We start from the raw sequence: 25,432 nt of genomic DNA, 5'->3' as shown, positions 1-25,432 counted from the left end.
CCGTTTGCGGTGAGTCGTCTCAAGCGAGGTGCGTATTTTACTCAACACCCTGATGAAGTCAACCTTTTTGTTTAAGAATTTTTAGCAAATTCTCAAACGAAGTCGGCGACTTCCTGTTTCACTTTCCGCTGTTAAAAGCTTGCGTTAAACGCCGTGCTTTCAATGGGTTAATCAAACAGCTCGACTTGTTTCAGTGGCCGTTTCCGGTGGCTGTCTCAAGCGAGGAGGCGCATTCTACACCGGACAGGCAGGGAGTCAACAGGGGCAGCACGAAAAAGTGTCAATTTGATGAAAAAGGTCGGATTTTCAACAACTGCCCGCTGTGCAGCTAGATAGACCCCGTTAAAGCGACTGAATGTAGCGGCAAAAGACAACAGCCTTAAGCTTATCGCCTCTGGAAGAGGCTCCTACCAGAAAATACAAACCGTTTGGCGGAAGCGTTGTATTTCTGCCTTTAGAACTCTTCTCCCTTAGAGGGGGCCTGGGCGAATTCAGTTCTTTTGGCTTTGTAACATCACTGTGGCAACCCCTTTTAGGGCGATAGTGTCAGAGAACTTGCGAACCGAACCCGTTTTAGAGATACCTCGCCGTCAGAGGGCGGCTGCTACAAAACCATAAAAACCGCCTGACGGCGGTTTTTATGGTTTCTGTCTTTAGCGGTCTCTTAATTAATCAACCACTGAGGACTTGGCGATCACTTTAAAGCAGGCCCACTTCCTTAAAGTATCTTATTGCACCAGGATGCAGGGGCTCTGAACCGATAACAGACACCATCTCCTCTTTTTTCAACGAGGCAAACGCTGGATGTAACTTACGGAAGACATCAAAATTATCAAATACTGATTTTACCAGCTGATAAACCACTTCGTCTGGAGTATCCGTCGATGCGACTAAGACACTTTCCACACCAAAGCTTTTAATTAATCGATCGTTACCGCGATACAAGCCACCTGGAATACTCGCCAACTGATAATACTCATGATCCGCGACTAATTTATCAATCTCTGGGCCACTGATATCAACTAACACGCTATCGCAAGTTGTTGTAGCTTCTTTAATAGCACCACTCGGATGACCTGTCAGGTAGATCATGACATCGATATCACCAGCGCATAAAGCACCGGCTTGCTCAGATGCTTTTAATTCGGTGGCTAAAGCGAAATCACTTTTATGCCAGCCTTTCGCTTTCATCAACGTTTCCATAGTGCCGCGCTGACCGGAGCCCTGAACCCCTATATTGACTTTTTTACCCTTAAGATCATCGAGTTTTTTAATACCCGCATCAGCACGTGCTAATACTGTAAAAGGTTCTGAGTGAATGGAGAAAACCACTCTCAGGTTTCGATTCGCACCGTATTTCGCAAACTTACTCGAACCATTGTAGGCGTGGTAAAACCAATCTGATTGAGTGATACCAAAATCCAGCTCTTTATCTTCAATCATTTCGAGATTGGCAACAGAGCCTGCCGTACTTTCGGTTGAACAACGAATGCCATGCTCAGCCCTCGTTTTATTAACTAAGCGACAGATAGCACCACCTGTGGGGTAATAAACACCGGTGACACCACCTGTGCCCACAGTAATCACCTCTTTTATAGGTTCTGCAGCCATGGCACCCATCGATGCTACACCAACCCCAACAGCGATAACCCATGAGGTTATTGTATTTCGAAAAGCCATATTCCACTCCTTTGAATTATTATCAGAACCCAAAATTTATAACGATTATAACAGTATTATATATTTATAATATTACTGCATAACTGATCATTCCCCTCACCTTATTTCACAGGGCTATTCGGCGACCTTGTTAACAACCTTGCGTCTAAAGCGATGGTCTTTATGATAAGGAAATAGATCTATAATCGCTCCCTGGCTCACTCGCGCTTGAATATTGAGCCACCAGCGTGGCTCGAGTAGGTTACCGTGTAACTCATTGAAGACTTTTCGAATGCGTCTATCACAGGCGGTGAGTAGACTAAACTCTTCAGGAAAAACATCATTTTCAGATACTGAGTACCATGGTTCAGCGGCCATCTCCTGTTCTGGGTATAGGGGTTCAGGGATATAACGAAAATGACAATCGGTAAGATACATAATTTCATCGTAATCATAAAACACAACTCGACCATGGCGCGTGACGCCAAAGTTTTTAAACAGCATATCGCCGGCAAAAATGTTCGCAGCTGCAAGCTCCTTGATACATTGCCCAAATTCATTAATGGCTAAATACACCGCCTGCTCATTGTTTTGACGTAACATCTCATCTAGGTATATATTGAGTGGAATCATTCTGCGCTCTGTCCACAGATGCTTTATGACCATCTGCTCGCCAACAATCTCTATCGAGGAAGATGCAACCCTGTGCAGCTCCGCCAATAAATCTGCTAAAAAGCGCTTTAGCGGCAAGGTTAAATTGATAAACTCCTGGGTATCAGCCATTCGTCCGGCGCGATCATGCCGCTTGACCAACTGATACTTGTCGATGACTCCAGCCCTAGTGATCTGTTTTGAACTAGCAAACCGATCCTTGATAACCTTAAAAACCACCGGATAGGACGGCAAGGTAAACACCGTCATCACCATTCCTTTAGTACCTGGCGCAATTTCAAACTGATCCGTTGAGCTTGCTAGATGTTCAATATAATCACGATAAAACTCGGCTTTTCCCTGCTTATAAAACCCAATCGCATTATAGAGCTCGGCAATCGACTTCATCGGTATGAGGGAGTGTAAAAAGTGAATGAAGGGTGCCGGCGCATCCACCTCTACCAAGAAGTATGCTCGGGTAAAGCTAAAAATGATGGACACCTCATTCTCATTGGTTAACACCGTATCAATATAAAGCGCACCTGACTCATTATTCAGAACCGGCAGGATAAAAGGCACTGAATAATCATCGATACTGGCACGACCAACGATATAGGCCGCTTTATTGCGATAAAATATACTTCGGACAACATGAATAACTACCTTATCTACAACCATATCCTCTGATAAATTCTGACGGATATAGCGCAATAAATTTCTAATATCTCGGCGCTTATTTTCCCAAGGTATATCAAACTGATAGTCATCCATCAGTTGACTAAGACAAGCCACCAACCCATCTCTTAAACGATAAACACGACAAATGTTATCAACACTCGACGCTTCACAGTGCTTGTTGTGGGAATAAAGAAACATATGTTGATTACTAATCTCACGATGACTCAACAGGCGGCAGTAAACGGAGTTATAGAATGTTTCACCGAGTTCGGCATCCTCGCGATCGACCATCAGCTCAAGATAACAAGCTTTAATCCATCCCCATGACGGAGACAACTTATGACCTACAGCGCTAAGCTGCTGACTCACTCGATCAACCATGATTTTATACAGATCGATCCTCTGTACAGATAAAGACTGCAGTGCATGCCAATCGGCAGATTCAAAGCTGGACCTCGCCTGACGGGTAATCGCCTGAAACTGATCTCGGTAGTCACTAAACCCATCCCGTATAAGACAGGCAATCCATTCAGCATTATGTTGATTCATAGGCTTCGATCACTATTAACATCTACCTATTGTTTAGCAGTGATGCCGTTCGCTTGCCATCATTTAACAAAAAATTGATCAAAAGCGGTTGTCTAATACCTCGTTCTGCCTAATATTAGGCAGAACACTCTCTGCGGAATATCGTTATGTACCATTTGCCACAGTTGAAAAAAACCACTCAGATTAACGCGATCGCCGTAATGACAAGTGGCGGAGATTCGCCCGGCATGAACCCCGCTATCCGGAGTGTTACCCGAGCAGCACTCAACCAAGGAGTGCGCGTGTTTGGTATTAACCGAGGCTATAGCGGCCTGATTATCGGTGATATTTTCGAACTGAAAAGCCGTAATGTGACGAACATCGTCCAGCGGGGCGGCACCATTCTGAAAAGTGACCGCTGCGAAGCGTTTAAAGATCCGGTGGTACGCCATCAAGCGGCTGAGATCCTCAAGGAACATGGTATCGGCGGACTCATCGTGATCGGCGGCGATGGCTCGCTAACCGGAGCACATCTGTTATTCCATGAAACCGGCATCCCCGTTATCGGGTTACCCGGCACCATTGATAACGATATCTATGGCACTGACGACACCATCGGCTTTGATACTGCGTTGAATACTGCGCTCGAAGCGATTGATAAAATTCGCGATACCGCGATCTCCCATGAGCGCATCTTTCTCGTCGAAGTAATGGGACGAAATTCTGGCCATATCGCATCACAGGTCGGTGTCGCTTGCGGGGCAGAGATGATTATCGTGCCGGAAATCGACTTTACACTGGAAACACTGAGCTTCACCCTCGCCAACCAACGGGCGGAAGGCCGTGGCAGTAGCGGTATCATCGTCGTCGCGGAAGGTCCGCGACCTGGCCTAACCTACCGCTTGGCCCGGCAATTGGAGATCGATGGTCAGACGGCCGGCGTTTGCATACTCGGCCATATACAACGGGGCGGACAGCCCACAGGCCATGACCGAGTCTTGGCATCCTGCCTCGGCGCTGCCGCGGTCACCTATCTACTTGCTGGCGAAACCGACATCATGGTGGGTATCAAAAATAGTAAGATCACGGCCATCCCACTATTAGATATTATGGAGCAGAAAAAACCCCTTAACCCTGAACTAGTTCAACTGGCTCAACTACTACACAAGTAGGCCTTACAGCATGTTTAGGGTAGGCGTGAGCCCGTGCCAGAAAACCATTAAACGGTTTTCTGGCAAAAATCATCTGGCAGCCGTTCAAGAAAGGCACTGATAATATCCGGTAATAACTGTTCGGCAGCTGTGCCCGACAGACTTTGAGCGTCACTGTTTAGTCGCGCTAACGCTGAGCCCTGTTGCGGGTTATCCACAACGATGGCACTCAACTGATGCCAATCACAGGGTGAAAGATGCAGCCCACTCACTAACGCAATCCCTTTACGCTTACGAATCTGAGCTAACCCCACCAGCTTGCGGCCATCATGACTCACCACCTCACCATGGGAGAGGGATGCATAACAAGCCCATTTTAGATCCTGTTCTTGGCTGATGATTTTCGACCGGTCGATCATCGCCTGATCAACCCCTTTACAGGGGACAGCACAGGCGGTGAGCGTATCGATCCATATCTGCTCCAACCAAGAAAAGATCTCAATGATATTCTGTTTCGCCAAAGGATGGTCCGGCGGAATAAAGACGGTCACGCTCAACATCCAAGGCCCAGCAAATACCGCACCGCCACCGGAACGACGCCGGATCAGTGGCAGCTCTGCGGATTCAGCTCGGGCTATCTGCCCCTCATCCGGCCGCTGTGAGCAGCCCATAATGACGGCTGGCTCATCGTACTGCCAGAACAACAGCTGAGGCTGTTCCACCCCGGCCATCAGTAGGTCGTTGATACGCTGCTGCTCCGCAGGCATTGAACCGACAATCAGTGGTTGAAAATTGTTTCCCATAAGGGCTCCTCCCGTTAGACGCGGGAAGATTAACCTATCTATACCCTTGGGAAAACCATTATCATACGTGGGTTAATTACGGAACTTCAGCGATGCAAACAGATTTTATCGATATTTATCAACAGGCCCTTACCCAACAGGGTTATCAACAGGACCCTCAACAACGCCTGCTGGCAGAAGCGCTCAATCAGATCTATCGATCTCTCCGCGCCAATAAGAAAAGCCAAGCACAGGGCATCTATATCTGGGGGCCAGTCGGACGGGGTAAAACTTTTTTGATGGATCTGTTGTTTGCCCATATCGCTGAAACCACGAGCCTACGCCATCATTTCCACCGCTTTATGGCGCAAATCCACCAGCAACTACGCGAATTACAGGGCAAAGCGGACCCGCTCGAGTTGATCGCTAAAAGGCTTGCCCGCCAATACCGGCTCATCTGTTTCGATGAGTTTTTTCTTAACGATATTGCCGACGCCATGATTCTGGGAAAACTCGTTAACGGCTTACTCAAACACGGCGTGATTCTGATTACCACTTCAAACAGACCTCCGGATAATCTCTGTAGAGACCCGCTATTTGAAGACCGAGTCAAACCCATTACGGCCATGATCAAGCAGCAGATGCAGATCTTTAATCTAGCGGGCGAAACCGATCATCGTCTACGCACCCTCACCTCGGCACCCTGTATTTTTCATCCGGGCAATACGCTCAACAGCGAACAGCAATTAAGCCTGCTATATCGCCAAATCAGCCAAGCGGAACCCCAACCAAATGAAGTACAGGTTCTACAACGGCCGATACCCGTCCGAGCTATAAGCGATGATTCTATCTGGTTTGATTTTGAACATATCTGCATGGGCGCTCGTAGCCAGATGGATTACATCGACCTGGCTAACCGATTCAAATCGGTGTTTATCAGCAATACCCCACCCTTAGGTAGTCATAGCCGAGAACAGATTAAAGCCCGTGGCACCGAAGACGGCGTCGAAGCCGTGAAAGCAGGTGATCGCCAAGTATTGCTAGGTAGCATGGATGATCCAGCCCGGCGTTTTATCAGTTTGGTTGACGAACTCTACGACCGGAATATCAACCTATACCTAACACTCGAAGTCCCATTGGAGCAACTATATGGCAAAGGTAGTCTGATGTTTGAGTTTGACCGCACACTCAGCCGACTGACAGAGATGCAATCATTAGAGTATCAACAGTCTACCCGAGTGACTGAGTAGCCTAACTGACGAGCTGAGATAACTGTTGAACAGATTCTCCCAGCAATATATCCGTTACCGACAACCCTGACGAATAACAGGAATCACATTCATGAAGACAGCGTTACGATTTTTCTTTCAAGGGCTGTTAATTCTGCTGCCTTTTGTGCTGACGACCTATCTGGTCTTTCTGATTTTTACCGCCCTCGATGAAACCCTGTTCTCGGCGGCCGGCTCACTGATCGGCTATTTTATTCCCGGTATGCAAGCGGGTGTCATCGAAACCCTACTGGGCATTCTGCTAACCATCGCCATCATTATTCTGACGGGCATCGCCGGCTCGCTTTATCTGACCCGCTTCATGATGGACATCATCGGTGCCTTCATGGAACGTATTCCGGTGGTCAAACTGCTATATAACTCGCTGAAAGATCTGTTTCAGGCGCTGTTAGGCGATCAGAAAAGCTTCGACAAACCGGTCATGGTCTATCTCAACCGAGAGAAAACCATCAAGGTGATGGGCTTTATCACCTGCGAAGATATGAGCAGCTTTGGGCTGACCGACGATGTCTCGGTGTATCTACCGGACTCATACAATTTTTCGGGCAATCTGATTATTGTGCCCCGTGATCTTGTGGTTCCTCTTGCGGTTAGTGCCGGAAAAGTCACCACCTTTATCGTCAGTGGGGGCGTCTCAACTACTCCTAATAAAACTACCCTCGATAAAACTAACCTCGGCGATCGCTAACAAAGGAGTTGGTTTGGCGCTCATGTCCTAGTGTCGACATCGGCCCATGACCGGGGATAAAGGCAACGGCATCCCCTAGGGGAAACAGCTTATCCTTAATCGAATGGATCAATGTGTCGTGATTGCCTTGAGGGAAATCAGTACGCCCAATGGAGCCCTGAAATAAGACGTCACCCACCTGCGCTAGTTGGTTTTCTGGGCTATAAAACACCACATGACCTGGGGTATGCCCAGGGCAATGCAGCACTTCAAGGGTTTCATTGCCGACGATGACGGTATCACCATCCTCAAGCCAACGGTCAGGCGTAAACGTCTCCACCTGAGGAAAGCCAAACATCTGGCTCTGCTGGGCTAAACCATCAATCCAAAACAGATCCCCTTTATGGGGCCCTTCTATCGGTACACCGGTACGCTTCACCAGCTCAGCGGTCCCACCCGCATGGTCAATATGCGCATGTGTCAGGAGTATTTTCTCTAGCGTTAGGCCCAGCTCATCCAGTTTAGCCACCACCTTATCAATATCGCCACCGGGATCGACCACCGCCGCTTTTTTGCTCTCGTCACACCACAACAGCGTGCAGTTCTGCTGGAATTGAGTCACCGGAATAATACTGTATTTCATAAAGGGGCCGTGATGGTTAGAAAGTATCGCCACAGTATACCGATTTATCCACAGCGCTTCGATATTCCAAATGCCATGACCATGCTCAGATAATAAACAAGGCCGTTGAAAGTAGAAGGCTCTCGACATTATGGGCCATCGCCGACTATTCAAACAGGCCTGATCACCTAGATAATAAAATACGCTTTATATATTTACCCTAGTCTGCCCACTATGCGATAGTGGCATCCAATTCTTTATAAGTGCTGCTGGAGAAAGCCATGAAAAAACTGAAACATGAAGCGGAACTGCTTAAAGAGGCGATTCGCATTGGTGCTGTTTATATGGAAAAACGGGGTGCTGGCAACATCGAAGCGACCGATAGCGCGAGTAATAAGATCACGGCTATTTACCGTCTATTAGTTCTCGATAAGTTGATTCAGCCCCTCGCCAAAGGCGATGAAAGCGAACCGAATATGAAACATAAACTCGCCCTATGGATCAGCCGCCAACTGCCAAAAGGCCATCCGTTGCTAGAGGATTAAGATGGCAACCTTAATCTACCTCGCAGGCCCCGATGTTTTTTGGCCGAACGCCCTCGAACTGGGGATGGCTAAAAAACAACTTTGCCAACAATATGGCTTTGAGGGACTGTTTCCACTGGATAACGACCTCGATATTGCCTCGCTTCCCCCCTATCAAGCGGGATTAGCCATCTATCAAGCCAATATAGCGCTAATGAATCGTTGTGATCTGATTATCGCTAATATGACCCCTTTTAGAGGTCCCAGTATGGATGTTGGCACCGCATTTGAAATGGGCTATATCACCGCGCAAAACAAACCTCTGTGGGGTTATACCCTCGATGGTCGCCTCTACAGCGATAGGGTCGAGGGCATAGAAACCGATGCCGATGGTTTTACCATTGAGGCCTTTGATATGGCCGATAATCTGATGATGGTCGGCGCCCTGCAGCAACAGGGAGGACTGCTAACCGAAGCACGGGAAAACACCTTCGACAATCACCTCTCTGTGTTTGAGCAGTTATTACAGCAGATACACAAAAGCCGCTAATATCAGCGGCTTTTTCTGTCTTAGTGAACGTCAAGACTAACGATCATCGTCATCACACCTTGTGATAAATCTCAGCACCGGTCTCTTTGAATTCCTGAGATTTTTCCTGCATCCCTTTATCCGCTGCAGCCTGTATCGAAGCGATTTGTGCTTCATCAAGATCCCGCACTTCTTGGGATATCTTCATAGAACAGAACTTCGGTCCACACATAGAACAGAAATGCGCCACTTTGGCCGATTCCTTCGGTAAGGTTTCATCATGAAAAGCACGCGCCGTATCCGGATCCAAACCAATATTAAACTGATCTTCCCAGCGGAATTCGAAGCGGGCTTTCGACATCGCATTATCGCGAATCTGCGCACCCGGATGACCTTTCGCCAGATCGGCAGCATGGGCGGCTATCTTATAGGTGATAATACCGGTCTTAACATCATCCTTATTGGGTAAACCAAGGTGCTCCTTCGGCGTCACATAGCAAAGCATGGCACAGCCATACCAACCAATCATCGCCGCACCAATACCGGAGGTAATATGATCATAACCTGGCGCAATATCGGTGGTCAGTGGCCCAAGGGTATAGAATGGCGCTTCATGACACTCGGTCAACTGCTTATCCATATTCTCTTTGATCATATGCATCGGCACATGCCCTGGCCCTTCGATCATGACCTGAACATCATGTTTCCACGCAATCTTCGTTAACTCACCTAAGGTTTCCAGTTCGGCAAACTGCGCTGCGTCATTAGCATCATAGACCGATCCTGGACGCAAACCATCACCCAGCGAAAACGACACATCGTAGGTTTTACAGATCTCACAAATATCTTCGAAGTGTGTGTAGAGGAAGTTTTCTTCATGGTGCGCCAAACACCATTTGGCCATGATAGAGCCGCCCCGAGAAACGATACCGGTCATCCGCTTAGCCGTCATCGGCACATAGCGCAACAACACCCCCGCATGAATCGTAAAGTAATCGACACCCTGCTCGGCCTGTTCAATCAGTGTATCGCGGAAGACTTCCCAATTAAGGTCTTCAGCCACTCCGCTCACTTTTTCCAACGCCTGATAGATAGGCACTGTGCCAATAGGAACTGGCGAATTACGCAAAATCCATTCACGGGTTTCGTGAATATTCTTACCGGTGGACAGATCCATAATGGTATCCGAGCCCCAACGAATCCCCCACGTCATCTTCTCGACCTCTTCTTCGATCGAAGAGCTCAGCGCAGAGTTACCGATATTACCGTTAATTTTCACAAGGAAATTACGTCCGATAATCATCGGTTCTAGTTCGGGGTGGTTAATATTGGCAGGGATAATCGCCCGGCCTTCAGCCACCTCCTGACGGACAAACTCCGGAGTAATCTCATCCGGCAGCTTAGCGCCAAAGCTATGACCCGGATGCTGCTGGGCGACAATATTGCCCTCCGCACGGGATTTAGCCAACTTCATGTTTTCACGGATGGCGATAAACTCCATCTCCGGCGTAATAATGCCTTTACGCGCATAATGCAGTTGCGAGACATTCTCGCCCGGCTTCGCCTTTAAGGGTTTACGCGTGAGTTCAAAACGCAGACTATCCAGACGCAGATCCTGTTCGCGGGCACGACCATATTCCGAACTCAAACCATCCAGCTGTTCGGTATTATTACGCTCCTCAATCCAACCCGCACGTAAAGGTGCTAAGCCTTTACGTACATCAATGCTCGCTTCAGGGTCAGAATAAGGCCCAGAAGTATCATAAACATACAGCGGATCATTCTTCTCACCGCCCATATCGGTTGGCGTATCATCTAAACTAATCTCCCGCATAGGCACTCGAACATCTGGCCGAGAGCCCTCAATATAGACCTTACGGGAGTTGGGAAATGGCTGTACCGAGGCTTCATCAACCTGTGCACTGTGACTTAGAACCGTCTGATTATCTGACATCGTATCACCTACTGTTTGAGTTTCTTTTTATAACATTCCAGCAAAATAAAGCTGGCTATCCATAATGATTAACTTGACCTATGGCGCCCGACTAACCGATAACCGTTTTATGGCAAAAAACGCCAATCGACGGTACGGGAGGTAACCAGAGGCAAGATTTAAATCGGAATAGTGAGCGTAGAGTAACCGTGTTAAAGAGAGACCTTAGATATTCGCCGTGAAGCAGCACATTCATAAATGCAGCAATCACGAATACACCTCTGAGGTGCAAAGAAGCACGCAACAGCAAAAATAGTTGCAGGACAACAGGCATAGTAATGCCGCCAGCAAAACGGGCGATATTCACAGAGGTGGGTATATGTTTCTCAAACATCGGTACGGGTCCAGCATTGAGAGCTAAACCGGGCACGAAAAGGCAGCATGACGGTTTATCTCGGTTTCCTACGCCGGTACTAACCGGATCAGGTTCGCGGGTTATTGGACTATTTCAGTCCAACTCTCAGCCCAAAGGGCACCCCGACAAGATTCAGGTAGTGTATGTATAACCATCATCAATGTCTATGACTCAACCAAAATAACCCAATAACGCGATAACCCCTGAGCTAATGGATAAGTTTTATCATCAACCAGGTTAAAATAAGAATTTTTCCTATATTCACCCACCTGTATCTCATTCACTATGTGCCTCAGGAAGATTAATCGTTCGGAGTGAACATAGGACGGCCAAGACAAGCGGAACAGGAAGCAGGGATTGCTGGCAGGAAGCCTAGGATTAAGCCGCACGGAAAATGGATGCCATATAAAAAAGAGCACATCAGAGGATCTGAGTGCTCTTTTTTTTCGCCTAATCCCAACGCCATAAAAAGACCTTGATGATCAAATAGGATTTATTCCTATAGTGCTCACCCTAGGAAAATAGGATACTGGTTTTGAGGGATCGATGGCCTTCAAGGATGAAGGTAAAATCAAGGAAGAGCGTACTAAGGATGGACGCACCAAGGAAAGATGCGCATGGATTGATGCATCAAGGAACTAGGGATACAAAGGACTGTCGCTTGTCTATGCGAATCAAGAGCCGATGAAAAGGGATACAGGGATGCCACGGCAAGGAGCCAGTAGCTTTCATCAAGAAAGGGATATTTCGCTCTTAAAATTAGACGCCTAAACCTATGCAAAAGAGAGCACTTAAATAATATTGAGTGCTCTCTTTTTTATATCTAACCCTCTAAACCCGCAGTAAGCCTTACACTCTCTGTTCTTTTGTTAACTCACCCTGCCAAAGCTCTTGTGCTAATTCGGTCGCACTGCGCAGACAACCTTCACGTATCCAACGGGCCAATGCTGCGGCGACGTCAGGATAAACAACCGGAGTGGGCGATGGCTTATTTATCCAGCGATAAAACTGTTCAGCTGTCAGATCGGTAAATACCTCCGCAAGCCCTAAGTAGTCCAACACCGCGGTATTGGATGCCTGTTCAGGTTGCCCCGTCAGCGGTTTCGTCAGTAGTTTTTTACCCGCTTGTAGCACTTCACTAGATAAACCAAAACCACCGTTAGCAATCACCCCCTCACAGCAGGCTTGTGCTTGGCGAAACCCCTCTCGAGATAACGGCCGCCAAAGAATATGTCCATCATCTTCTGGCTGATCGATATCGCAATAAACATGAAACTCGACATCCCTCAAGGGTAACAACCACTGCCGAATCTGCTCGCGCGTCTCAAAGGGTAGATACACCAACACCATACCCGTCTGTTGGGTGACAGGGTAGGATTGCGGCTCGATCAACGGTGGCAAAATAGGCCCATCAAAATGGTGCCAGTGAAGGCCGATCCCCTGCTGCACCGGCGCAAAGAAACGAATCATCGGCATCATGATACGCCCAACCCCAGGCCCCGGCAGTGAATACTGAAAAGCATACTGGTGAGCGATGCCGATGCAGGTCTTCTTTTGTCGCTTTGCGGCCCAAGCGGTTACGGGCTCAAAATCACTGATAATCAGGTCGTATTCCTGTAGATCAAGCGCCCTAATATCCCTGATCAACTGAACAAAATTATTCTGCGTTAGGCTTCGCCATCGGTCAATTCGCCCATGACTCACCGTGAACGTTAACCCCCGTCGTACCTGATAATCACCGAAGGGCTCCATATTAAAAAGTTTTTCCGGCGCTCGACCACTAAACAGGAAATCAACCTCGATACCTTCTTTTACCAACGCCGATGCCATCACTCTCGCCCGGGTAATATGACCATTCCCCGTTGCCTGTACACCATAAAGAATTTTCATTGGAAATACGCCTAAACGATAGGGAGAGTACGATCACAATAGTTCGATCAGATTTAATCCAATGACGGTGGATAACAGACCTAACACGGCGCCCGCCATAATATCGGTGGGATAGTGAACCCCCAAAAAGACACGTGATAACGCAATTAATACTGCCACGGTATAGGCCGGTATCATTAAGAAGGGATAATAAACACTGAGCAGGGTCGCAAAGACAAACGCAGCGGCTGCGTGACCGGATGGCAAACTGAATTGATCGGAGGGGACAATCTGCGGAATAACATCATCAAAACGGTCGCAGGGACGGTCGCGTTTAATTAACTGCTTTAGATAGCAGTAGACGGGTAGCTCAATCGCAAAAACGAATAACCCCGTCAAGAGAAACTGATCACCCCTGTCCGGCTCAAGCCAAGCCACCAACAGACCGATCATAAGATAGAGACCACCATCACCCAGTTTTGACACTAGGCGACTGATCCTAGGCATCACCGGTAATCGGCAAGTGCCAAAGCAAAGGTAATACAGGGCGATATCAATTGCGGCTAAACGTTGCTGTAGTGCACTCATGGTTCTGAACCCAATGTTTGCTGTTTGACAACATTGTGGCCCATACACCGTTACAGAATAGTGAACAACTATTTAACCTTATATGACAGACGCCGGCACAATCGCCCCAACTGATGCAGAAATCTGCCGCAAACGCGGAGCTGTAATCAGATCAGGCTTCATCGGCCGACCAAACAGATACCCCTGTGCGTGCCCACACCGCATTGCCAATAACATCTGGTATTCATCACAGGTTTCTACCCCTTCAACGATGACATCCATATTCAATGCCTGCCCCATCTGCAACGAGGCTTTGACGATCTGCAGACTAGAGTTGTCTTGGGTAATACCGCGAATAAAGCCCTGATCGAGCTTCAATTTCAGCACCGGCAAGTCTTTCAAGTAGAGCAGTGATGAGAAACCCGTACCAAAATCGTCGATAGAAAAACACACGCCCTGTTGGGTCAACTTTTGCATCGTCTCTTTCGCCAGCGTGAGATCCCCAAGAAAAACCGACTCGGTAATTTCCAATTCAAGTTTTTCCGCCGGAAAACCGCTCTGCTCCAGCACATTCAATACCTTGCTAGCGAAGTCAGATTCAACAAACTGCTTCACGGATACATTCACCGCGAGCCGCTGAAACTCTATCCCTTGCTCTAACCATTCACAGCCCTGCTGACAAGCGAGTTGCAACACCCGATCACCTAAGGTGACAATTAATCCTTCCTGTTCTGCGAGGGCGATGAATCTATCCGGTGGGATATTACCCAGCGTAGGATGTTGCCAGCGAGCAAGAGCTTCAAAACCGATCACTTCACCGCTGCACAGAGCAACCTGTGGCTGATACTCAAGATAAAATAGATCCGATGAGAGTGCTTCCGCTAATGCCACCACTAACTGTTGATTTTCATGCAGCCGATCACTCATCTCTGAGGCATAAAACAGGTAACTACCGGTGTTTTTCTTTTTCGCCTCATGGAGTGCCAGATCCGCCTGCTCAAGCAGCCGAAGCGGGTCGTCAAGTTCATGCTTTTGAATAGAAATCCCCGCACTCGCCGTCAGGGAGAAACTCTGGTCACCCGAAACAATCGGCAAGCTGATCTCAGCAATTAAGCGATCGGCAAAGTGACTCAAAGAGGTATGATTAGCGTCGTGCCGCAGCAACACGGTAAATTCGTCACCGCCATTACGCGCTAGCACCGATGCCCCATCAAGCCGCCCTTGAAGCCGCTCACTGGTTCGTCGGAGAACAAAGTCACCTATTTTTTGGCCATAGAACTCATTTATCAGACTAAAATTATCCAAGCCCAATAAAATCACACAGGTAGCTTGGGTTTCCGTACAGGGTAAGCGAGTGTATTCCGCCAGCGTCTCCGCCATAAACTGCCGATTGTAAGCGCCGGTCAGCTCATCATGGTAAGCAAGAAAGCTCACCTCTTTCTGAATCTCTTTTCGATGCGTCACTTCACGTTTAAGCGAACGGTTCCATAAAACAACGATGAGTAGCAAGACGACTGTCAGAGCGAAGCCAACAATCATTAACCATTGAAAGACCGTCTGCGTATCGATTCGCTGGCTATCCTCGGGAGATAACCAGCGTTCTTCAATGACCTGTTTTTGCGTTTCGGTCAGGGAGACCATCGCCTTATCTAACAGCTGCCCTAGTAACGGCCGGTCATTCCGTGACGCAAACGCAACATCATAATCTAAGCCGATACGCCCGACGATGCTGATATTATCGATACCCTCTTTCACCGAATAAAGATAACCCGCCGAAGCAGAAGCACCTACGCCATCCACCAACCCTGCGGCCAATAGACTAAAGGCCTCCTGCAAGTTACGTACTTGCACCAGCTGAACGTCGGGGTAATTATTCTGAACATACTCAATTAACGCGGTTTCTCGAGGGAGTGCAAAGCGCTTACCGGCGAAATCAGACATTGTAGCCCGTTTGAAGCGTCCTTTCTGGGTGAAAATCTTATTGCCAACGTGGGAGTACACTGGAGTGAAGTTTAGATATTCACTGCGTTTTTCTGTCTTGGTGATCGCAAACACAATATCGACAGAGCGGTCTCGAGCTGCCGCCACCAAACTCGCAAAGTCATCAAAGACTCGGTACTTAAACTCAGAGCCCAGCGCCTGCTCTATCAGTTTTAGGTAGTCCATCGACAAACCTTCAACCTGATTACCGTTAACCGAGTTTGAAAGGTAGGGTGGCACTATCGCCACCCCTACCGTCACTGATGCACCATGCTGCTCGAGCCAGCGAGATTCCTCCTGAGTCAGACGAATTTCCGCAACAGCAGAAACCGACATGATCAATAGAAAAAATGATACTAACAATGAGGCAAGTTTAGAGCTCAAAACAGCCGTCATATTCATTCTTGATCTTATTACCTGAAGACAATTATCGTCTATTCATTCAACCAGTCGGCAATAATATCAGCCAATTTTAACGGCGACGTCAGCGGCATCATATGCCGTTCGCCAGGTACAGAGATCAACTCAATCGGTTGCTCCGCTTCAAAAATCACTCGGCGAGCATAACCTATCGACAACACCTCATCCTGATCACCCTGCACAATCACCGTCTTAAAGGGATAGCGCTGCTGCATGATGCCAGCCTTACGGCTAAAGAGGCTCGCAAGTGTTTTAAAAGGATAATCCAGTACCAGCATCGGGTCTTGATTGATTAATCGTCCAGCGGGATGTCCAGCTAACAGCTGATGATAATCCACCAGACATGAGAGCGGTAAACGCACAGTAGGAAACAAGATAGCACTGCCCCACGTCCACTGCCAGCCCATAAAATGAAAAATATCTGGAGGGACTTCAGTGGTTAACAGCGTACCGCAAACCACTTTACTGATTCGATCATCATGTTCTGCTGCCGCGACCGCTAATAACGCCCCAACCGAGTAGCCATAGATAAAAAAGGGCCCCTCATAACGCTCTTCAAGCGCATCAATCACCTCAGACACACAGGCTTGTACACTTTCAACCGTATAAGCGCCACGCTCACCACCGGAATAACCATGACCGGGAGGATCAATCGCTACGACATTAAAACCACGCTCAGAAAGATGGCTCAGCATCGCCGCATAAAGCTCACCATAGGTACCAATACCCGGTAGAAACAAGACAACCGGTGAATCTTCATGGTGCTCATAGATTTCACAATGGATCGGCAACTCACCGACATGGAAGGTTTTACGTTTGGCGAGAAAGGGCTCACTCCCCAACGCTTGCTGTAAGGCTAAGCGTGTTGAGCTGATTTCCCTTCCTTTTGGGGTAGGTTTTAAAAGAGGTTCGATCTTTTCCATCAGTGTTGACACTCCGGACAGTAAACAGTGGAGCGCTGACCGAGACGTATCTCTTTCAGCGTTGATTTGCAGTGATTACATAGTTGACCACCACGACCGTACACATTCAGTTGTTGCTTAAAATATCCAGGCTTGCCATCACCACCGACAAAGTCTTTCAATGTAGTCCCTCCTTGTTCTATTGCGCGGGCCAGCACTGCTTTAATTTCATCCACAAAACGGCTCAATCTCTCAGCCGAAATGTTCCCTGCGGCCCGTTTAGGGTGTATACCAGCATTAAAGAGTGCTTCGTTAGCGTAGATATTACCGACGCCCACAACAACCTGACTATTCATTATAAATTGCTTGATCGCCTGTTTTCGCCCAGCACAACGCTGTTGCAGATAACCGGCTGAAAAATCACTACTCAGAGGCTCTGGCCCCAGTTTTTCCAATAACGAATGTGACTCACCTAACGGCTGCCACAATACTGAACCAAATCGACGCGGATCCGTGAGCCGTAATGCCATACCACTATCGAGTACTAGGTCGACATGATCATGAAAAGCCGCAGGCTGCTCAGCGCTAACCATATAGAGACTACCAGACATCCCTAGATGAATCATTACCGCGCCATTCGGAAGGTGGATTAATAAGTATTTACCACGCCGCGTCACCGAACTTACTCGGGCATTGACCACCCAATCGGCTAACTGCTCAGGTATTGGCCAACGTAACTTCGGCTGGCGCACCGTTAAGGCAGTAATTGTACGCCCCTCAAGATGAGGTTCAATACCTCGACGCGTGGTTTCAACTTCGGGTAACTCAGGCATAGTCGTCAACTTCAACGTTATTGATCATCATTATTTCAGGCACAAAAAAACCCGGACAAGGCCGGGTTTTTTGCTTAGCCAAGATTATTATTACTTAATCTTCGCTTCTTTGTACATAACATGCTGACGAACAACAGGATCGAATTTCTTCATTTCCAGCTTATCAGGTGTAGTACGTTTGTTCTTAGTAGTGGTGTAGAAGTGACCAGTACCAGCAGATGAAACCATCTTGATCTTATCGCGCATAATCGTGCTCCTTAAACTTTAATGCCGTTCTTACGAACGTCAGCCAACACAACATCGATACCTTTCTTATCGATGATACGCATACCTTTAGAAGAAACGCGCAGACGGACAAACTTCTGCTCACTTTCAACCCAGAAACGGTGCCAATGCAGGTTCGGCAAAAAGCGACGACGTGTGCGGTTCAATGCGTGGGAAACGTTGTTTCCTGCTACAGGGCGTTTACCTGTAACCATGCAAACTCGAGACATGACAAATACCTTACTTATAGTTTATGTAACTTCTATCAGATACTTATTGGATCAGAAGCAATACGTCCCAGATAAATAGGGATGCTTCATTATCCTCAGGCGGAGCGTCCAAACCAAAGACTCAAATCCCGTACCGGTGGATAGAAGAGCGCGCATTGTACAGAAAACAAACGCCACTGACTACACCAAGCTTACTTTTTTATTCATCATCAGATCAGCCCTCTTTCCGCGAGGGAAACGGTCACACCAGCCCCCACCACCATATGATCCAGCACACGAATATCAACTAAATCTAACGCCGCTTTAATACGCTGGGTGATATGCTGATCCGCCAAACTCGGTTCGGCAACCCCTGAAGGGTGATTATGGGCCAGTATGAGGGCCGCAGCATTATGACTCAGAGCCAGCTTCACGATTTCTCTAGGATGCACCGTGGCACTGTCGATGGTGCCCATAAATAGCTCTTCATAACAGATCACCCGATGCTGGCTATCCAACAATAGGCAAGCAAACACCTCTCGACTTCGGTCACTCAACTGCAACTGTAAATAATCTCTCACTAAGTCTGGCGATGTCAGTGCACAATCCCGCTGCAGCTGTTCCTCCTGACAGCGACGACTGATCTCCAGCACCGCCTGTAGCTGCACATATTTTGCGGGCCCCAAACCAAGCTGAGCACAAAACTCGGCCTGATCCGCCTTAATTAAAGCCCTTAAACCACCAAATCGCGTCAATAACTGCCGTGCTAAATCGACTGCACTACAGCCTTTAACACCCGTACGTAGAAAGATGGCCAGCAATTCGCCATCCGATAGACTCGCCGCCCCCTGCCGTAATAATTTCTCTCGCGGACGCTCGCCTGCGGGCCAGTCAGTAATCGCCATATTCACATCCCTGTGTCATTTTTTCTTGATAAACAAACCCGCATTCAGTGTAGACCAGCCCTTAGAACGCTGCTTCAGAATGTAACTCAGCCAAGGATAGTGGTATCTTATGCCTCCCGAATGACCACGATATGCAGATAAAAAGTAACCCAGCATGCAAAGACTGACGAACAGACAGATTGTTTTAGGTATCACCGGTGGCATTGCCGCTTACAAGAGCGCCGAGCTGACTCGCCTATTAAAAGGCGCAGGTGCGGATGTTCAGGTGGTCATGACACCTGCCGCCATGGAGTTCATTACCCCTCTAACACTTCAGGCTCTTTCGGGTCATCCGGTACACCAGCAGCTACTCGATCCGGAAGCGGAAGCGGGTATGGGCCATATCGAACTAGCCAAATGGGCCGATATAATCCTAGTCGCTCCCGCCACGGCCGATTTTATGGCCCGACTAAATAGCGGCCAGGGTAACGATCTGCTCAGCACTATCTGCCTAGCAACCGAAGCGCCCGTGGTATTGGCACCTGCGATGAATCAGGCGATGTGGCGGGATCAGCAAACGCAAAACAATGCGGCCAGCTTACAAGCGAAAGGGGTCAAACTGCTGGGGCCCGGCATCGGCGAACAAGCCTGCGGCGATACTGGCCCTGGGCGTATGTTAGAGCCTATCGATATTGCAATTCAAACAGCAGCCCTGTTTGATCGGGGATTATTGTCGGGTAAACGGGTGTTTATCACCGCAGGCCCTACCCGTGAAGCCCTCGACCCCGTGCGCTATATCAGCAACCACAGTTCAGGCAAGATGGGCTATGCCCTCGCTGAGGCGGCGGTTGATGCCGGTGCACAGGTAACACTGATTAGCGGGCCGGTTAATTTGCCCGCCCCGCGCCGTTGTCAGCGCATTATGGTTGAGAGTGCAGAGCAGATGCTAGCCGCATCACTGGAGAATATCGATCAGTGCGATATCTTCATCGCCTCGGCAGCGGTCGCCGACTACCGCCCCTCTGCGGTTGCTGAGCATAAGCTGAAAAAGGGTAAGGAGGAGATCATGGAACTCCACCTAATTAAAAACCCCGACATTGTCGCCACCGTTGCTGCGCTCGATCATAAACCCTTCACGGTCGGTTTTGCCGCCGAAACTCGGGATGTGATCCACTATGCCCAGGATAAACTAGCGCGAAAGAATCTCGATCTAATTATTGCTAACGATGTCTCCCGCAGCGATATCGGCTTTAACAGCGATGACAATGCGGTCACCGTGGTCGGACATGATCTAGTAGAGCAACTGCCGCTCTGCAGTAAACGCCAGTTGGCGAGTAAGATCATCAACATGATCGCCGCTAAACAGGTTGATTGATGCGCCCTCTGCCACTCTTATTTTTGAATCAGGAAACCCGCAACCGTTGAAGCCACAGGCACTTAACCCAGCCATATTCCGCGCCTATGATATTCGGGGTATCTATCCCGATAGTCTCAATAGCGATACCGCTATGCGCATCGGCCAAGCGATTGGCAGTGAAGCCCTCGCTCGGCAGCAGAATTGCATCTGTGTGGCTTATGATGGACGACTATCTAGCCCAGAACTCGCTCAGGCGCTGACGGCGGGGTTACTCAGTAGCGGTATCGATGTGATTGATCTGGGCATGCTGCCCACCCCCGCCCTCTACTTTGCAACCCACGCTCTCAATACCGGTTCAGGGGTCATGGTGACCGGCAGCCATAACCCGGCACAATACAATGGTTTTAAAATCATGCTGGGCGGCCACACGCTTTCTGGGGAAGAGATCACCGGCCTTTACCAACGCTGCATCGATAATCAGCTCAGCCAAGGTAGCGGCACACGGCAACAACAGCAGATTACCGAGGCCTACCTCGAACGGATATTACAAAGTCGCCAACTGCAGCGGCCACTTAATGTGGTTGTTGATTGTGGCAATGGGGTCGCTGGCCCGCTAATCGTCCCATTATTGCAGCGGCTTGGCTGCCATGTGACGCCGCTTTATTGCGATGTGGATGGTCACTTTCCCAATCATCACCCTGATCCGGAAAAGCCTGAAAACCTGGTTGATCTCATCGATACCGTGCGTGAATTAAACGCCGATATCGGCTTGGCATTCGATGGCGATGGCGACCGTTTAGCCGTGATCAGCAATACCGGCGATATCATTACTCCGGACCAACTGATCTGCCTCTTTATTCAAGACCTGCTGCAACGTCAGCCCGGTGCCGATATCGTTTATGATGTGAAGTGCTCGCTCAATATCGGTTTGTTGATCAAGAAGCTCGGAGGCAACGCCGATATGTGGTGTTGCGGCCACTCCATGATTAAAAACCGTATGCGGCAGACAGGCGCCCTATTTGGTGGTGAGTTTAGCGGCCACCTCTTTTTCGCCGAGCAGTGGTATGGTTTCGACGATGGCCTCTATGCCGCCGTCCGTCTGTTAGAACTACTCAGCCAGACGGAACACAGCACCGCCGAACTATTCCACCCCTTTTCGACACTGCCCTCGACCCCGATGATCAATATCGCGGTACCCGATGACGACAAGTTTCAGATAATCGAGCAGATTAAACAGATCAATTTCTCACCCGCTACCGTCTGTGCTGTCGACGGTTTACGGGTCGAATATGCGGATGGCTGGTTCGGCATTAGGCCTTCAAACACTACCCCCATGCTAACCTTAAGAATCGAAGCACTGTCCACTGAGGCACTCCATCGGATGTGTCTTCAGGTGGAACAAACCCTGAAACAGGTAATGCCAGACTTGCAAATACCTGAGTTAGCGGTTACAAACTACACAAACCCTACAAATAGAGACGATACAGATGCCACTGTCACGTAAAGAAGCGATCAATACCGCTAACGTGCTAAGCGAAGCACTCCCCTATATTCAGCAGTTTGCGGGTAAAACCGTGGTGATCAAATACGGCGGTAACGCCATGATCGATGAAAAACTCAAGGATAGCTTCGCCCGCGATATCGTGATGATGAAACTGATCGGTATCCACCCTATTGTGGTACACGGCGGCGGCCCTCAGATCGGCGAACTACTAGACAAACTCGCCATCGAATCTCACTTTGTTAACGGCATGCGGGTCACCGATGCGAAAACAATGGACGTGGTTGAGATGGTGCTCGGCGGTATGGTCAACAAAGATATCGTTGGCCTCATCAACCGCAATGGCGGCAAAGCGATCGGCCTAACCGGCAAAGATGGCATGCTGCTAGGCGCTCGCAAACTGAAGGTTAAACACCAATCACCGGAAATGTCGGTGCCCGAAATTATCGATATTGGCCATGTGGGCGAAGTCGATCACGTCAACACCAAGGTTCTTGATATGCTCAGCAACTCGGACTTTATTCCCGTGATTGCACCGATCGGCGTTGGTAGCGATGGCGCTTCGTACAATATCAATGCGGACTTAGTAGCGGGTAAAGTTGCCGAAGTACTGCAGGCCGAAAAACTGATTTTACTCACCAACATTAGCGGCTTGCTGGATAAAGCAGGTAATGTCCTGACCGGCCTGACCACTAAGGAGGTCGATGAACTCATTACTGACGGCACCATCTATGGCGGTATGCTACCGAAGATCGACTGCGCCCTCAGCGCGGTAAAATGCGGTGTTAACAGCGCCCATATTATCGACGGCCGCGTCGAGCATGCTTGTATTCTGGAGCTATTCACCGACGAAGGTGTCGGCACACTCATCACCAATCAGACCCGAAAGGTGCAGGAATAATGGGGGCAGAGGCAAAAGAGAAACCATCCCGGCGCGAGCAAATTTTGCAGTCGCTGGCGATGATGCTAGAAAGCGATCCCGGTGCCCGGATTACAACGGCGGCACTGGCAAAGCATGTCGGTGTTTCAGAAGCGGCACTGTACCGCCACTTCCCCAGCAAGGCTCGGATGTTTGAGGGACTGATCACCTTCATTGAAGATACCGTGTTCAGCCGAATCAACATCATCACCGGTTCTGACGCCAATGCGTTGAAACAGTGTGAGCAGATTCTGACTCTGCTGCTAGCCTTCGTTGAGAAAAACCCCGGCATGGCCCGCATTCTTACGGGCGATGCACTGTCGGGTGAAACCGACCGATTACGCCAACGTATTAATCAGTTTTTTGAACGGTTAGAAACCCAGCTAAAACAGATTATGCGTACCGCCGAGCAGACCGAAGGCTTACGGACAGAACTCCCTACCGGCGCAACTGCTAATTTAATGTTGGCCTGTGCTGAAGGGCGGATCCGTCAGTTTGTGCGTACCGAGTTTAAGGCGCGCCCGACACTCAACTGGGCCGACCAGTGGGCGATTCTTGCTGCCGCAGCGAGTCGCTAACACTGCGGTCTCGCCGAGATACATTGATAAATGATCCTCGAACAACTCAGCCTAGTCCTGATTTCACTGCTAGCCAATGGTCTTTCTGCCATGGCTGGCGGGGGCGCTGGTCTGTTACAACTCCCGGTCTTACTCTTTCTTGGGCTGAGCTTTAGCAGCGCCCTCGCCACCCATAAGATCGCCAGCGTCGCCTTAGGCATCGGCGCGACCCTACGCCACTTGCGAGAGAAATCCCTCGACCGCCGATTCTGTCTGTTTATACTCGCCTGCGGCCTGCCCGGCGTGATTCTCGGGGGTGTTTTAGTTTTACAACTACCAGAATCGCTCACCATCTTAAGCCTAGGGATACTCACCTCTGGCCTTGGGCTCTATTCAATATTCCAAGCTCAACTCGGAATGACCCTAGCGCCTCGCCACCGAGATACCTATGGCATGCTCATCGGCGGATCGGTACTTTGCTTGATCGGCATACTCAACGGCTCATTAACCTCGGGTACCGGTTTATTCGTCACCTTATGGCTCGTACGGTGGTTTGGCCTAGATTACAAATCGGCGGTGGCTTATGTGTTGGTGCTCGTCGGGCTGTTTTGGAACGGCTCCGGTGCAATCACCGTTGCGTTACAACAACCGCCCCACTGGGAATGGCTTCCCGCATTGATTACCGGTGCGATTATTGGGGCCTATACGGGTACACACCTCGCCCTGAGCCGCGGTAATGGCTGGGTGAAACGCGCCTTTGAAACACTGACCATAGTGGTGGGCGTTAAACTGATCTATGACGGGTTGATGTTATTCTGATAGCGATTATTTAAGAACAAGCACTCGGTACGGGTAGGGTGACGGTGAGGTACGAACCGCACCAATGGAAACAACCTAGATCAAAAACTATCATTCAGCACTGGTGCGGTTCGCAAAGCTCACCAGCCCCCTACATGATCCGCACCGATACAACCCACCATCTAATTTCCAACGATTACTCGTAGGGTAGCGGTGAGGTACGAACCGCACCAATGGAAACAACCTAGATCAAAAACTATCATTCAGCACTGGTGCGGTTCGCAAAGCTCACCAGCCCCCTACAATGATCCGCACCGATACAACCCACCATTTCATTCCAACGATTTCTCGTAGGGTAGCGGTGAGGTACGAACCGCACCAATAGAAACAACCTAAATCAAAAGCTATCACTCATCACCGGTGCGGTTCGCAAAGCTCACCAGCCCCCTACATGATCCGTACCTATATAACCCGCCATCTAATTCCAACAATTTCTCGTAGGATAGCGGTGAGGTACGAACCGCACCAATGGAAACAATCTTAGATCAAAAACCATCTCTCATCACCGGTGCGGTTCGCAAAGCTCACCTGCCCCCTACATGATCCGTACCGATACAATCTATCGCTGCCGGAGGCAGCTCCCACAGGCATTGGCTAAAATCCGTGTAGATACTCTGTTAATGCTCAAGCTTTTTTTCACTGAAATTGAATAATTTGTCAGAATCAAAAGCTTGGCATTGACGGTAAACAGTCCATAATCCCGTTAAATACTTACGCATGATAGCCACGTTAGCCTGCAGCTTCGTTTTTCCTCTAACAACCAGTCGCTCTCTAAATTCACGAGCATTCTCATCGTGACGGGCTGCTGACAATGCCGGCATATAAAGTGCTGATCTTAAGTATGCATTTCCCGCCTTACTGATACGAGAACCTCCTTTTACACT

The 25,432-nt window shown here is 48.9% G+C and carries 24 protein-coding genes and 1 riboswitch; of the genes, 10 read left to right on the top strand and 14 right to left on the bottom strand.

Features of this window, described 5'->3' with window-relative positions:
* Positions 1-699: 699 nt before the first annotated feature.
* Together EH243_RS17935 and aceK are read right to left on the bottom strand one after the other, a co-directional pair.
* Positions 700-1,680 (bottom strand): TAXI family TRAP transporter solute-binding subunit, encoded by a 981-nt coding sequence (locus tag EH243_RS17935; RefSeq protein ID WP_126160036.1) that lies wholly within the window; start codon positions 1,678-1,680, stop codon positions 700-702.
* Between the two features lie 114 nt (positions 1,681-1,794).
* Positions 1,795-3,537, bottom strand: coding sequence for a bifunctional isocitrate dehydrogenase kinase/phosphatase (aceK, locus tag EH243_RS17930; protein ID WP_126160035.1), 1,743 nt, complete (start codon positions 3,535-3,537; stop codon positions 1,795-1,797).
* A 146-nt stretch (positions 3,538-3,683) separates the two neighbouring features.
* On the opposite strand from aceK, the gene pfkA reads away from it, so the two are divergent.
* Positions 3,684-4,688 (top strand): 6-phosphofructokinase, encoded by a 1,005-nt coding sequence (pfkA, locus tag EH243_RS17925; protein ID WP_126160034.1) that lies wholly within the window; start codon positions 3,684-3,686, stop codon positions 4,686-4,688.
* A gap of 47 nt (positions 4,689-4,735) precedes the next feature.
* On the opposite strand, the gene EH243_RS17920 is transcribed toward pfkA, so the two are convergent.
* On the bottom strand, positions 4,736-5,470 hold the full coding sequence (locus EH243_RS17920) for a lipoyl protein ligase domain-containing protein (RefSeq protein ID WP_126160033.1): 735 nt from the start codon (positions 5,468-5,470) through the stop codon (positions 4,736-4,738).
* Positions 5,471-5,562: 92 nt separating this feature from the next.
* Between EH243_RS17920 and zapE the strand changes: the two genes are divergently transcribed.
* On the top strand, positions 5,563-6,699 hold the full coding sequence (gene zapE, locus EH243_RS17915) for a cell division protein ZapE (protein ID WP_126160032.1): 1,137 nt from the start codon (positions 5,563-5,565) through the stop codon (positions 6,697-6,699).
* A 91-nt stretch (positions 6,700-6,790) separates the two neighbouring features.
* Positions 6,791-7,426, top strand: a complete 636-nt coding sequence (locus EH243_RS17910; protein WP_126160031.1) for a DUF502 domain-containing protein — start codon at positions 6,791-6,793, stop codon at positions 7,424-7,426.
* Here the strand turns inward: EH243_RS17910 and EH243_RS17905 are convergent.
* Entirely contained in the window at positions 7,407-8,048 is a 642-nt protein-coding gene (locus EH243_RS17905; RefSeq protein WP_126160030.1) for an MBL fold metallo-hydrolase, read from the bottom strand. The genes EH243_RS17910 and EH243_RS17905 overlap by 20 nt on opposite strands.
* Positions 8,049-8,308: 260 nt before the next feature.
* On the opposite strand from EH243_RS17905, the gene EH243_RS17900 reads away from it, so the two are divergent.
* A complete protein-coding gene (locus EH243_RS17900; protein ID WP_126160029.1) occupies positions 8,309-8,572 on the top strand; it encodes a DUF5062 family protein in 264 nt (87 codons plus the stop codon).
* 1 nt (position 8,573) lies between these two features.
* Positions 8,574-9,101, top strand: a complete 528-nt coding sequence (locus EH243_RS17895; RefSeq protein WP_126160028.1) for a nucleoside 2-deoxyribosyltransferase — start codon at positions 8,574-8,576, stop codon at positions 9,099-9,101.
* Between the two features lie 52 nt (positions 9,102-9,153).
* On the opposite strand, the gene thiC is transcribed toward EH243_RS17895, so the two are convergent.
* The 9 genes from thiC to radC all read right to left on the bottom strand — a co-directional run bounded on the left by thiC (position 9,154) and on the right by radC (position 19,377).
* Positions 9,154-11,034: a phosphomethylpyrimidine synthase ThiC gene (thiC, locus tag EH243_RS17890; protein ID WP_126160027.1), complete on the bottom strand. Its 1,881-nt coding sequence runs from the start codon at positions 11,032-11,034 to the stop codon at positions 9,154-9,156.
* Positions 11,035-11,454: 420 nt separating this feature from the next.
* A riboswitch (TPP riboswitch) is annotated at positions 11,455-11,563 on the bottom strand.
* Between the two features lie 714 nt (positions 11,564-12,277).
* Positions 12,278-13,318 (bottom strand): MJ1255/VC2487 family glycosyltransferase, encoded by a 1,041-nt coding sequence (locus EH243_RS17885; protein WP_126160026.1) that lies wholly within the window; start codon positions 13,316-13,318, stop codon positions 12,278-12,280.
* A 33-nt stretch (positions 13,319-13,351) separates the two neighbouring features.
* The gene (locus EH243_RS17880; protein ID WP_126160025.1) at positions 13,352-13,885 is read right to left on the bottom strand and encodes a phosphatase PAP2 family protein; all 534 of its coding nucleotides are present in this window, start codon (positions 13,883-13,885) and stop codon (positions 13,352-13,354) included.
* Positions 13,886-13,963: 78 nt separating this feature from the next.
* A complete protein-coding gene (locus tag EH243_RS17875; protein ID WP_164549165.1) occupies positions 13,964-16,240 on the bottom strand; it encodes an EAL domain-containing protein in 2,277 nt (758 codons plus the stop codon).
* A gap of 38 nt (positions 16,241-16,278) precedes the next feature.
* On the bottom strand, positions 16,279-17,187 hold the full coding sequence (locus tag EH243_RS17870) for an alpha/beta hydrolase (RefSeq protein ID WP_126160023.1): 909 nt from the start codon (positions 17,185-17,187) through the stop codon (positions 16,279-16,281).
* Positions 17,187-17,999: a bifunctional DNA-formamidopyrimidine glycosylase/DNA-(apurinic or apyrimidinic site) lyase gene (gene mutM / locus EH243_RS17865; protein WP_126160022.1), complete on the bottom strand. Its 813-nt coding sequence runs from the start codon at positions 17,997-17,999 to the stop codon at positions 17,187-17,189. The genes EH243_RS17870 and mutM overlap by 1 nt, the downstream gene beginning before the upstream one ends.
* Before the next feature lie 90 nt (positions 18,000-18,089).
* On the bottom strand, positions 18,090-18,245 hold the full coding sequence (gene rpmG / locus EH243_RS17860; protein WP_019622531.1) for a 50S ribosomal protein L33: 156 nt from the start codon (positions 18,243-18,245) through the stop codon (positions 18,090-18,092).
* Positions 18,246-18,256: 11 nt separating this feature from the next.
* A complete protein-coding gene (gene rpmB, locus EH243_RS17855; RefSeq protein ID WP_126160021.1) occupies positions 18,257-18,493 on the bottom strand; it encodes a 50S ribosomal protein L28 in 237 nt (78 codons plus the stop codon).
* Positions 18,494-18,702: 209 nt separating this feature from the next.
* The gene (radC, locus tag EH243_RS17850; RefSeq protein WP_126160020.1) at positions 18,703-19,377 is read right to left on the bottom strand and encodes a RadC family protein; all 675 of its coding nucleotides are present in this window, start codon (positions 19,375-19,377) and stop codon (positions 18,703-18,705) included.
* A gap of 154 nt (positions 19,378-19,531) precedes the next feature.
* On the opposite strand from radC, the gene coaBC reads away from it, so the two are divergent.
* The 5 genes from coaBC to EH243_RS17825 are packed head-to-tail and all read left to right on the top strand — an operon-like array spanning position 19,532 to position 24,509.
* Positions 19,532-20,731 carry a bifunctional phosphopantothenoylcysteine decarboxylase/phosphopantothenate--cysteine ligase CoaBC gene (gene coaBC, locus EH243_RS17845; RefSeq protein ID WP_126160019.1) on the top strand — a complete coding sequence of 400 codons (1,200 nt, stop codon included), beginning with the start codon at positions 19,532-19,534 and terminating at the stop codon, positions 20,729-20,731.
* Positions 20,732-20,777: 46 nt separating this feature from the next.
* A complete protein-coding gene (locus EH243_RS17840; RefSeq protein ID WP_206441658.1) occupies positions 20,778-22,217 on the top strand; it encodes a phosphomannomutase/phosphoglucomutase in 1,440 nt (479 codons plus the stop codon).
* A complete protein-coding gene (argB, locus tag EH243_RS17835; RefSeq protein WP_126160018.1) occupies positions 22,201-23,115 on the top strand; it encodes an acetylglutamate kinase in 915 nt (304 codons plus the stop codon). The genes EH243_RS17840 and argB overlap by 17 nt, the downstream gene beginning before the upstream one ends.
* Entirely contained in the window at positions 23,115-23,711 is a 597-nt protein-coding gene (slmA, locus tag EH243_RS17830) for a nucleoid occlusion factor SlmA (protein ID WP_126160017.1), read from the top strand. Before argB ends, slmA begins: the two co-directional genes overlap by 1 nt.
* Before the next feature lie 30 nt (positions 23,712-23,741).
* A complete protein-coding gene (locus EH243_RS17825; RefSeq protein ID WP_126160016.1) occupies positions 23,742-24,509 on the top strand; it encodes a sulfite exporter TauE/SafE family protein in 768 nt (255 codons plus the stop codon).
* 656 nt (positions 24,510-25,165) lie between these two features.
* Here EH243_RS17825 and EH243_RS18820 read toward each other — a convergent pair.
* The coding region (locus tag EH243_RS18820) for a transposase (RefSeq protein WP_164549164.1) at positions 25,166-25,432 on the bottom strand (267 nt) is incomplete at its 5' end.

The sequence above is a fragment of the Amphritea opalescens genome (assembly GCF_003957515.1).
Classification (GTDB): Bacteria; Pseudomonadota; Gammaproteobacteria; order Pseudomonadales; family Balneatricaceae; genus Amphritea; species Amphritea opalescens.
The sequence above is the reverse complement of the archived record's forward strand: the minus strand, read 5'-3'. Positions and strand labels throughout refer to the sequence as shown.

Bases quoted from the DNA above. Each gene is read 5' to 3' on its own strand.
- mutM (WP_126160022.1), bottom strand. From the start codon at position 17,999: ATGCCTGAGTTACCCGAAGTTGAAACCACGCGTCGAGGTATTGAACCT.
- EH243_RS17920 (WP_126160033.1), bottom strand. From the start codon at position 5,470: ATGGGAAACAATTTTCAACCACTGATTGTCGGTTCAATGCCTGCGGAG.
- EH243_RS17880 (WP_126160025.1), bottom strand. From the start codon at position 13,885: ATGAGTGCACTACAGCAACGTTTAGCCGCAATTGATATCGCCCTGTAT.
- EH243_RS17870 (WP_126160023.1), bottom strand. From the start codon at position 17,187: ATGGAAAAGATCGAACCTCTTTTAAAACCTACCCCAAAAGGAAGGGAA.
- argB (WP_126160018.1), top strand. From the start codon at position 22,201: ATGCCACTGTCACGTAAAGAAGCGATCAATACCGCTAACGTGCTAAGC.
- thiC (WP_126160027.1), bottom strand. From the start codon at position 11,034: ATGTCAGATAATCAGACGGTTCTAAGTCACAGTGCACAGGTTGATGAA.
- EH243_RS17895 (WP_126160028.1), top strand. From the start codon at position 8,574: ATGGCAACCTTAATCTACCTCGCAGGCCCCGATGTTTTTTGGCCGAAC.
- EH243_RS17935 (WP_126160036.1), bottom strand. From the start codon at position 1,680: ATGGCTTTTCGAAATACAATAACCTCATGGGTTATCGCTGTTGGGGTT.
- pfkA (WP_126160034.1), top strand. From the start codon at position 3,684: ATGTACCATTTGCCACAGTTGAAAAAAACCACTCAGATTAACGCGATC.
- EH243_RS17905 (WP_126160030.1), bottom strand. From the start codon at position 8,048: ATGAAATACAGTATTATTCCGGTGACTCAATTCCAGCAGAACTGCACG.
- rpmG (WP_019622531.1), bottom strand. From the start codon at position 18,245: ATGCGCGATAAGATCAAGATGGTTTCATCTGCTGGTACTGGTCACTTC.
- EH243_RS17875 (WP_164549165.1), bottom strand. From the start codon at position 16,240: ATGACGGCTGTTTTGAGCTCTAAACTTGCCTCATTGTTAGTATCATTT.
- slmA (WP_126160017.1), top strand. From the start codon at position 23,115: ATGGGGGCAGAGGCAAAAGAGAAACCATCCCGGCGCGAGCAAATTTTG.
- rpmB (WP_126160021.1), bottom strand. From the start codon at position 18,493: ATGTCTCGAGTTTGCATGGTTACAGGTAAACGCCCTGTAGCAGGAAAC.
- coaBC (WP_126160019.1), top strand. From the start codon at position 19,532: ATGCAAAGACTGACGAACAGACAGATTGTTTTAGGTATCACCGGTGGC.
- EH243_RS17910 (WP_126160031.1), top strand. From the start codon at position 6,791: ATGAAGACAGCGTTACGATTTTTCTTTCAAGGGCTGTTAATTCTGCTG.
- aceK (WP_126160035.1), bottom strand. From the start codon at position 3,537: ATGAATCAACATAATGCTGAATGGATTGCCTGTCTTATACGGGATGGG.
- zapE (WP_126160032.1), top strand. From the start codon at position 5,563: ATGCAAACAGATTTTATCGATATTTATCAACAGGCCCTTACCCAACAG.
- radC (WP_126160020.1), bottom strand. From the start codon at position 19,377: ATGGCGATTACTGACTGGCCCGCAGGCGAGCGTCCGCGAGAGAAATTA.
- EH243_RS17885 (WP_126160026.1), bottom strand. From the start codon at position 13,318: ATGAAAATTCTTTATGGTGTACAGGCAACGGGGAATGGTCATATTACC.
- EH243_RS17900 (WP_126160029.1), top strand. From the start codon at position 8,309: ATGAAAAAACTGAAACATGAAGCGGAACTGCTTAAAGAGGCGATTCGC.
- EH243_RS17825 (WP_126160016.1), top strand. From the start codon at position 23,742: ATGATCCTCGAACAACTCAGCCTAGTCCTGATTTCACTGCTAGCCAAT.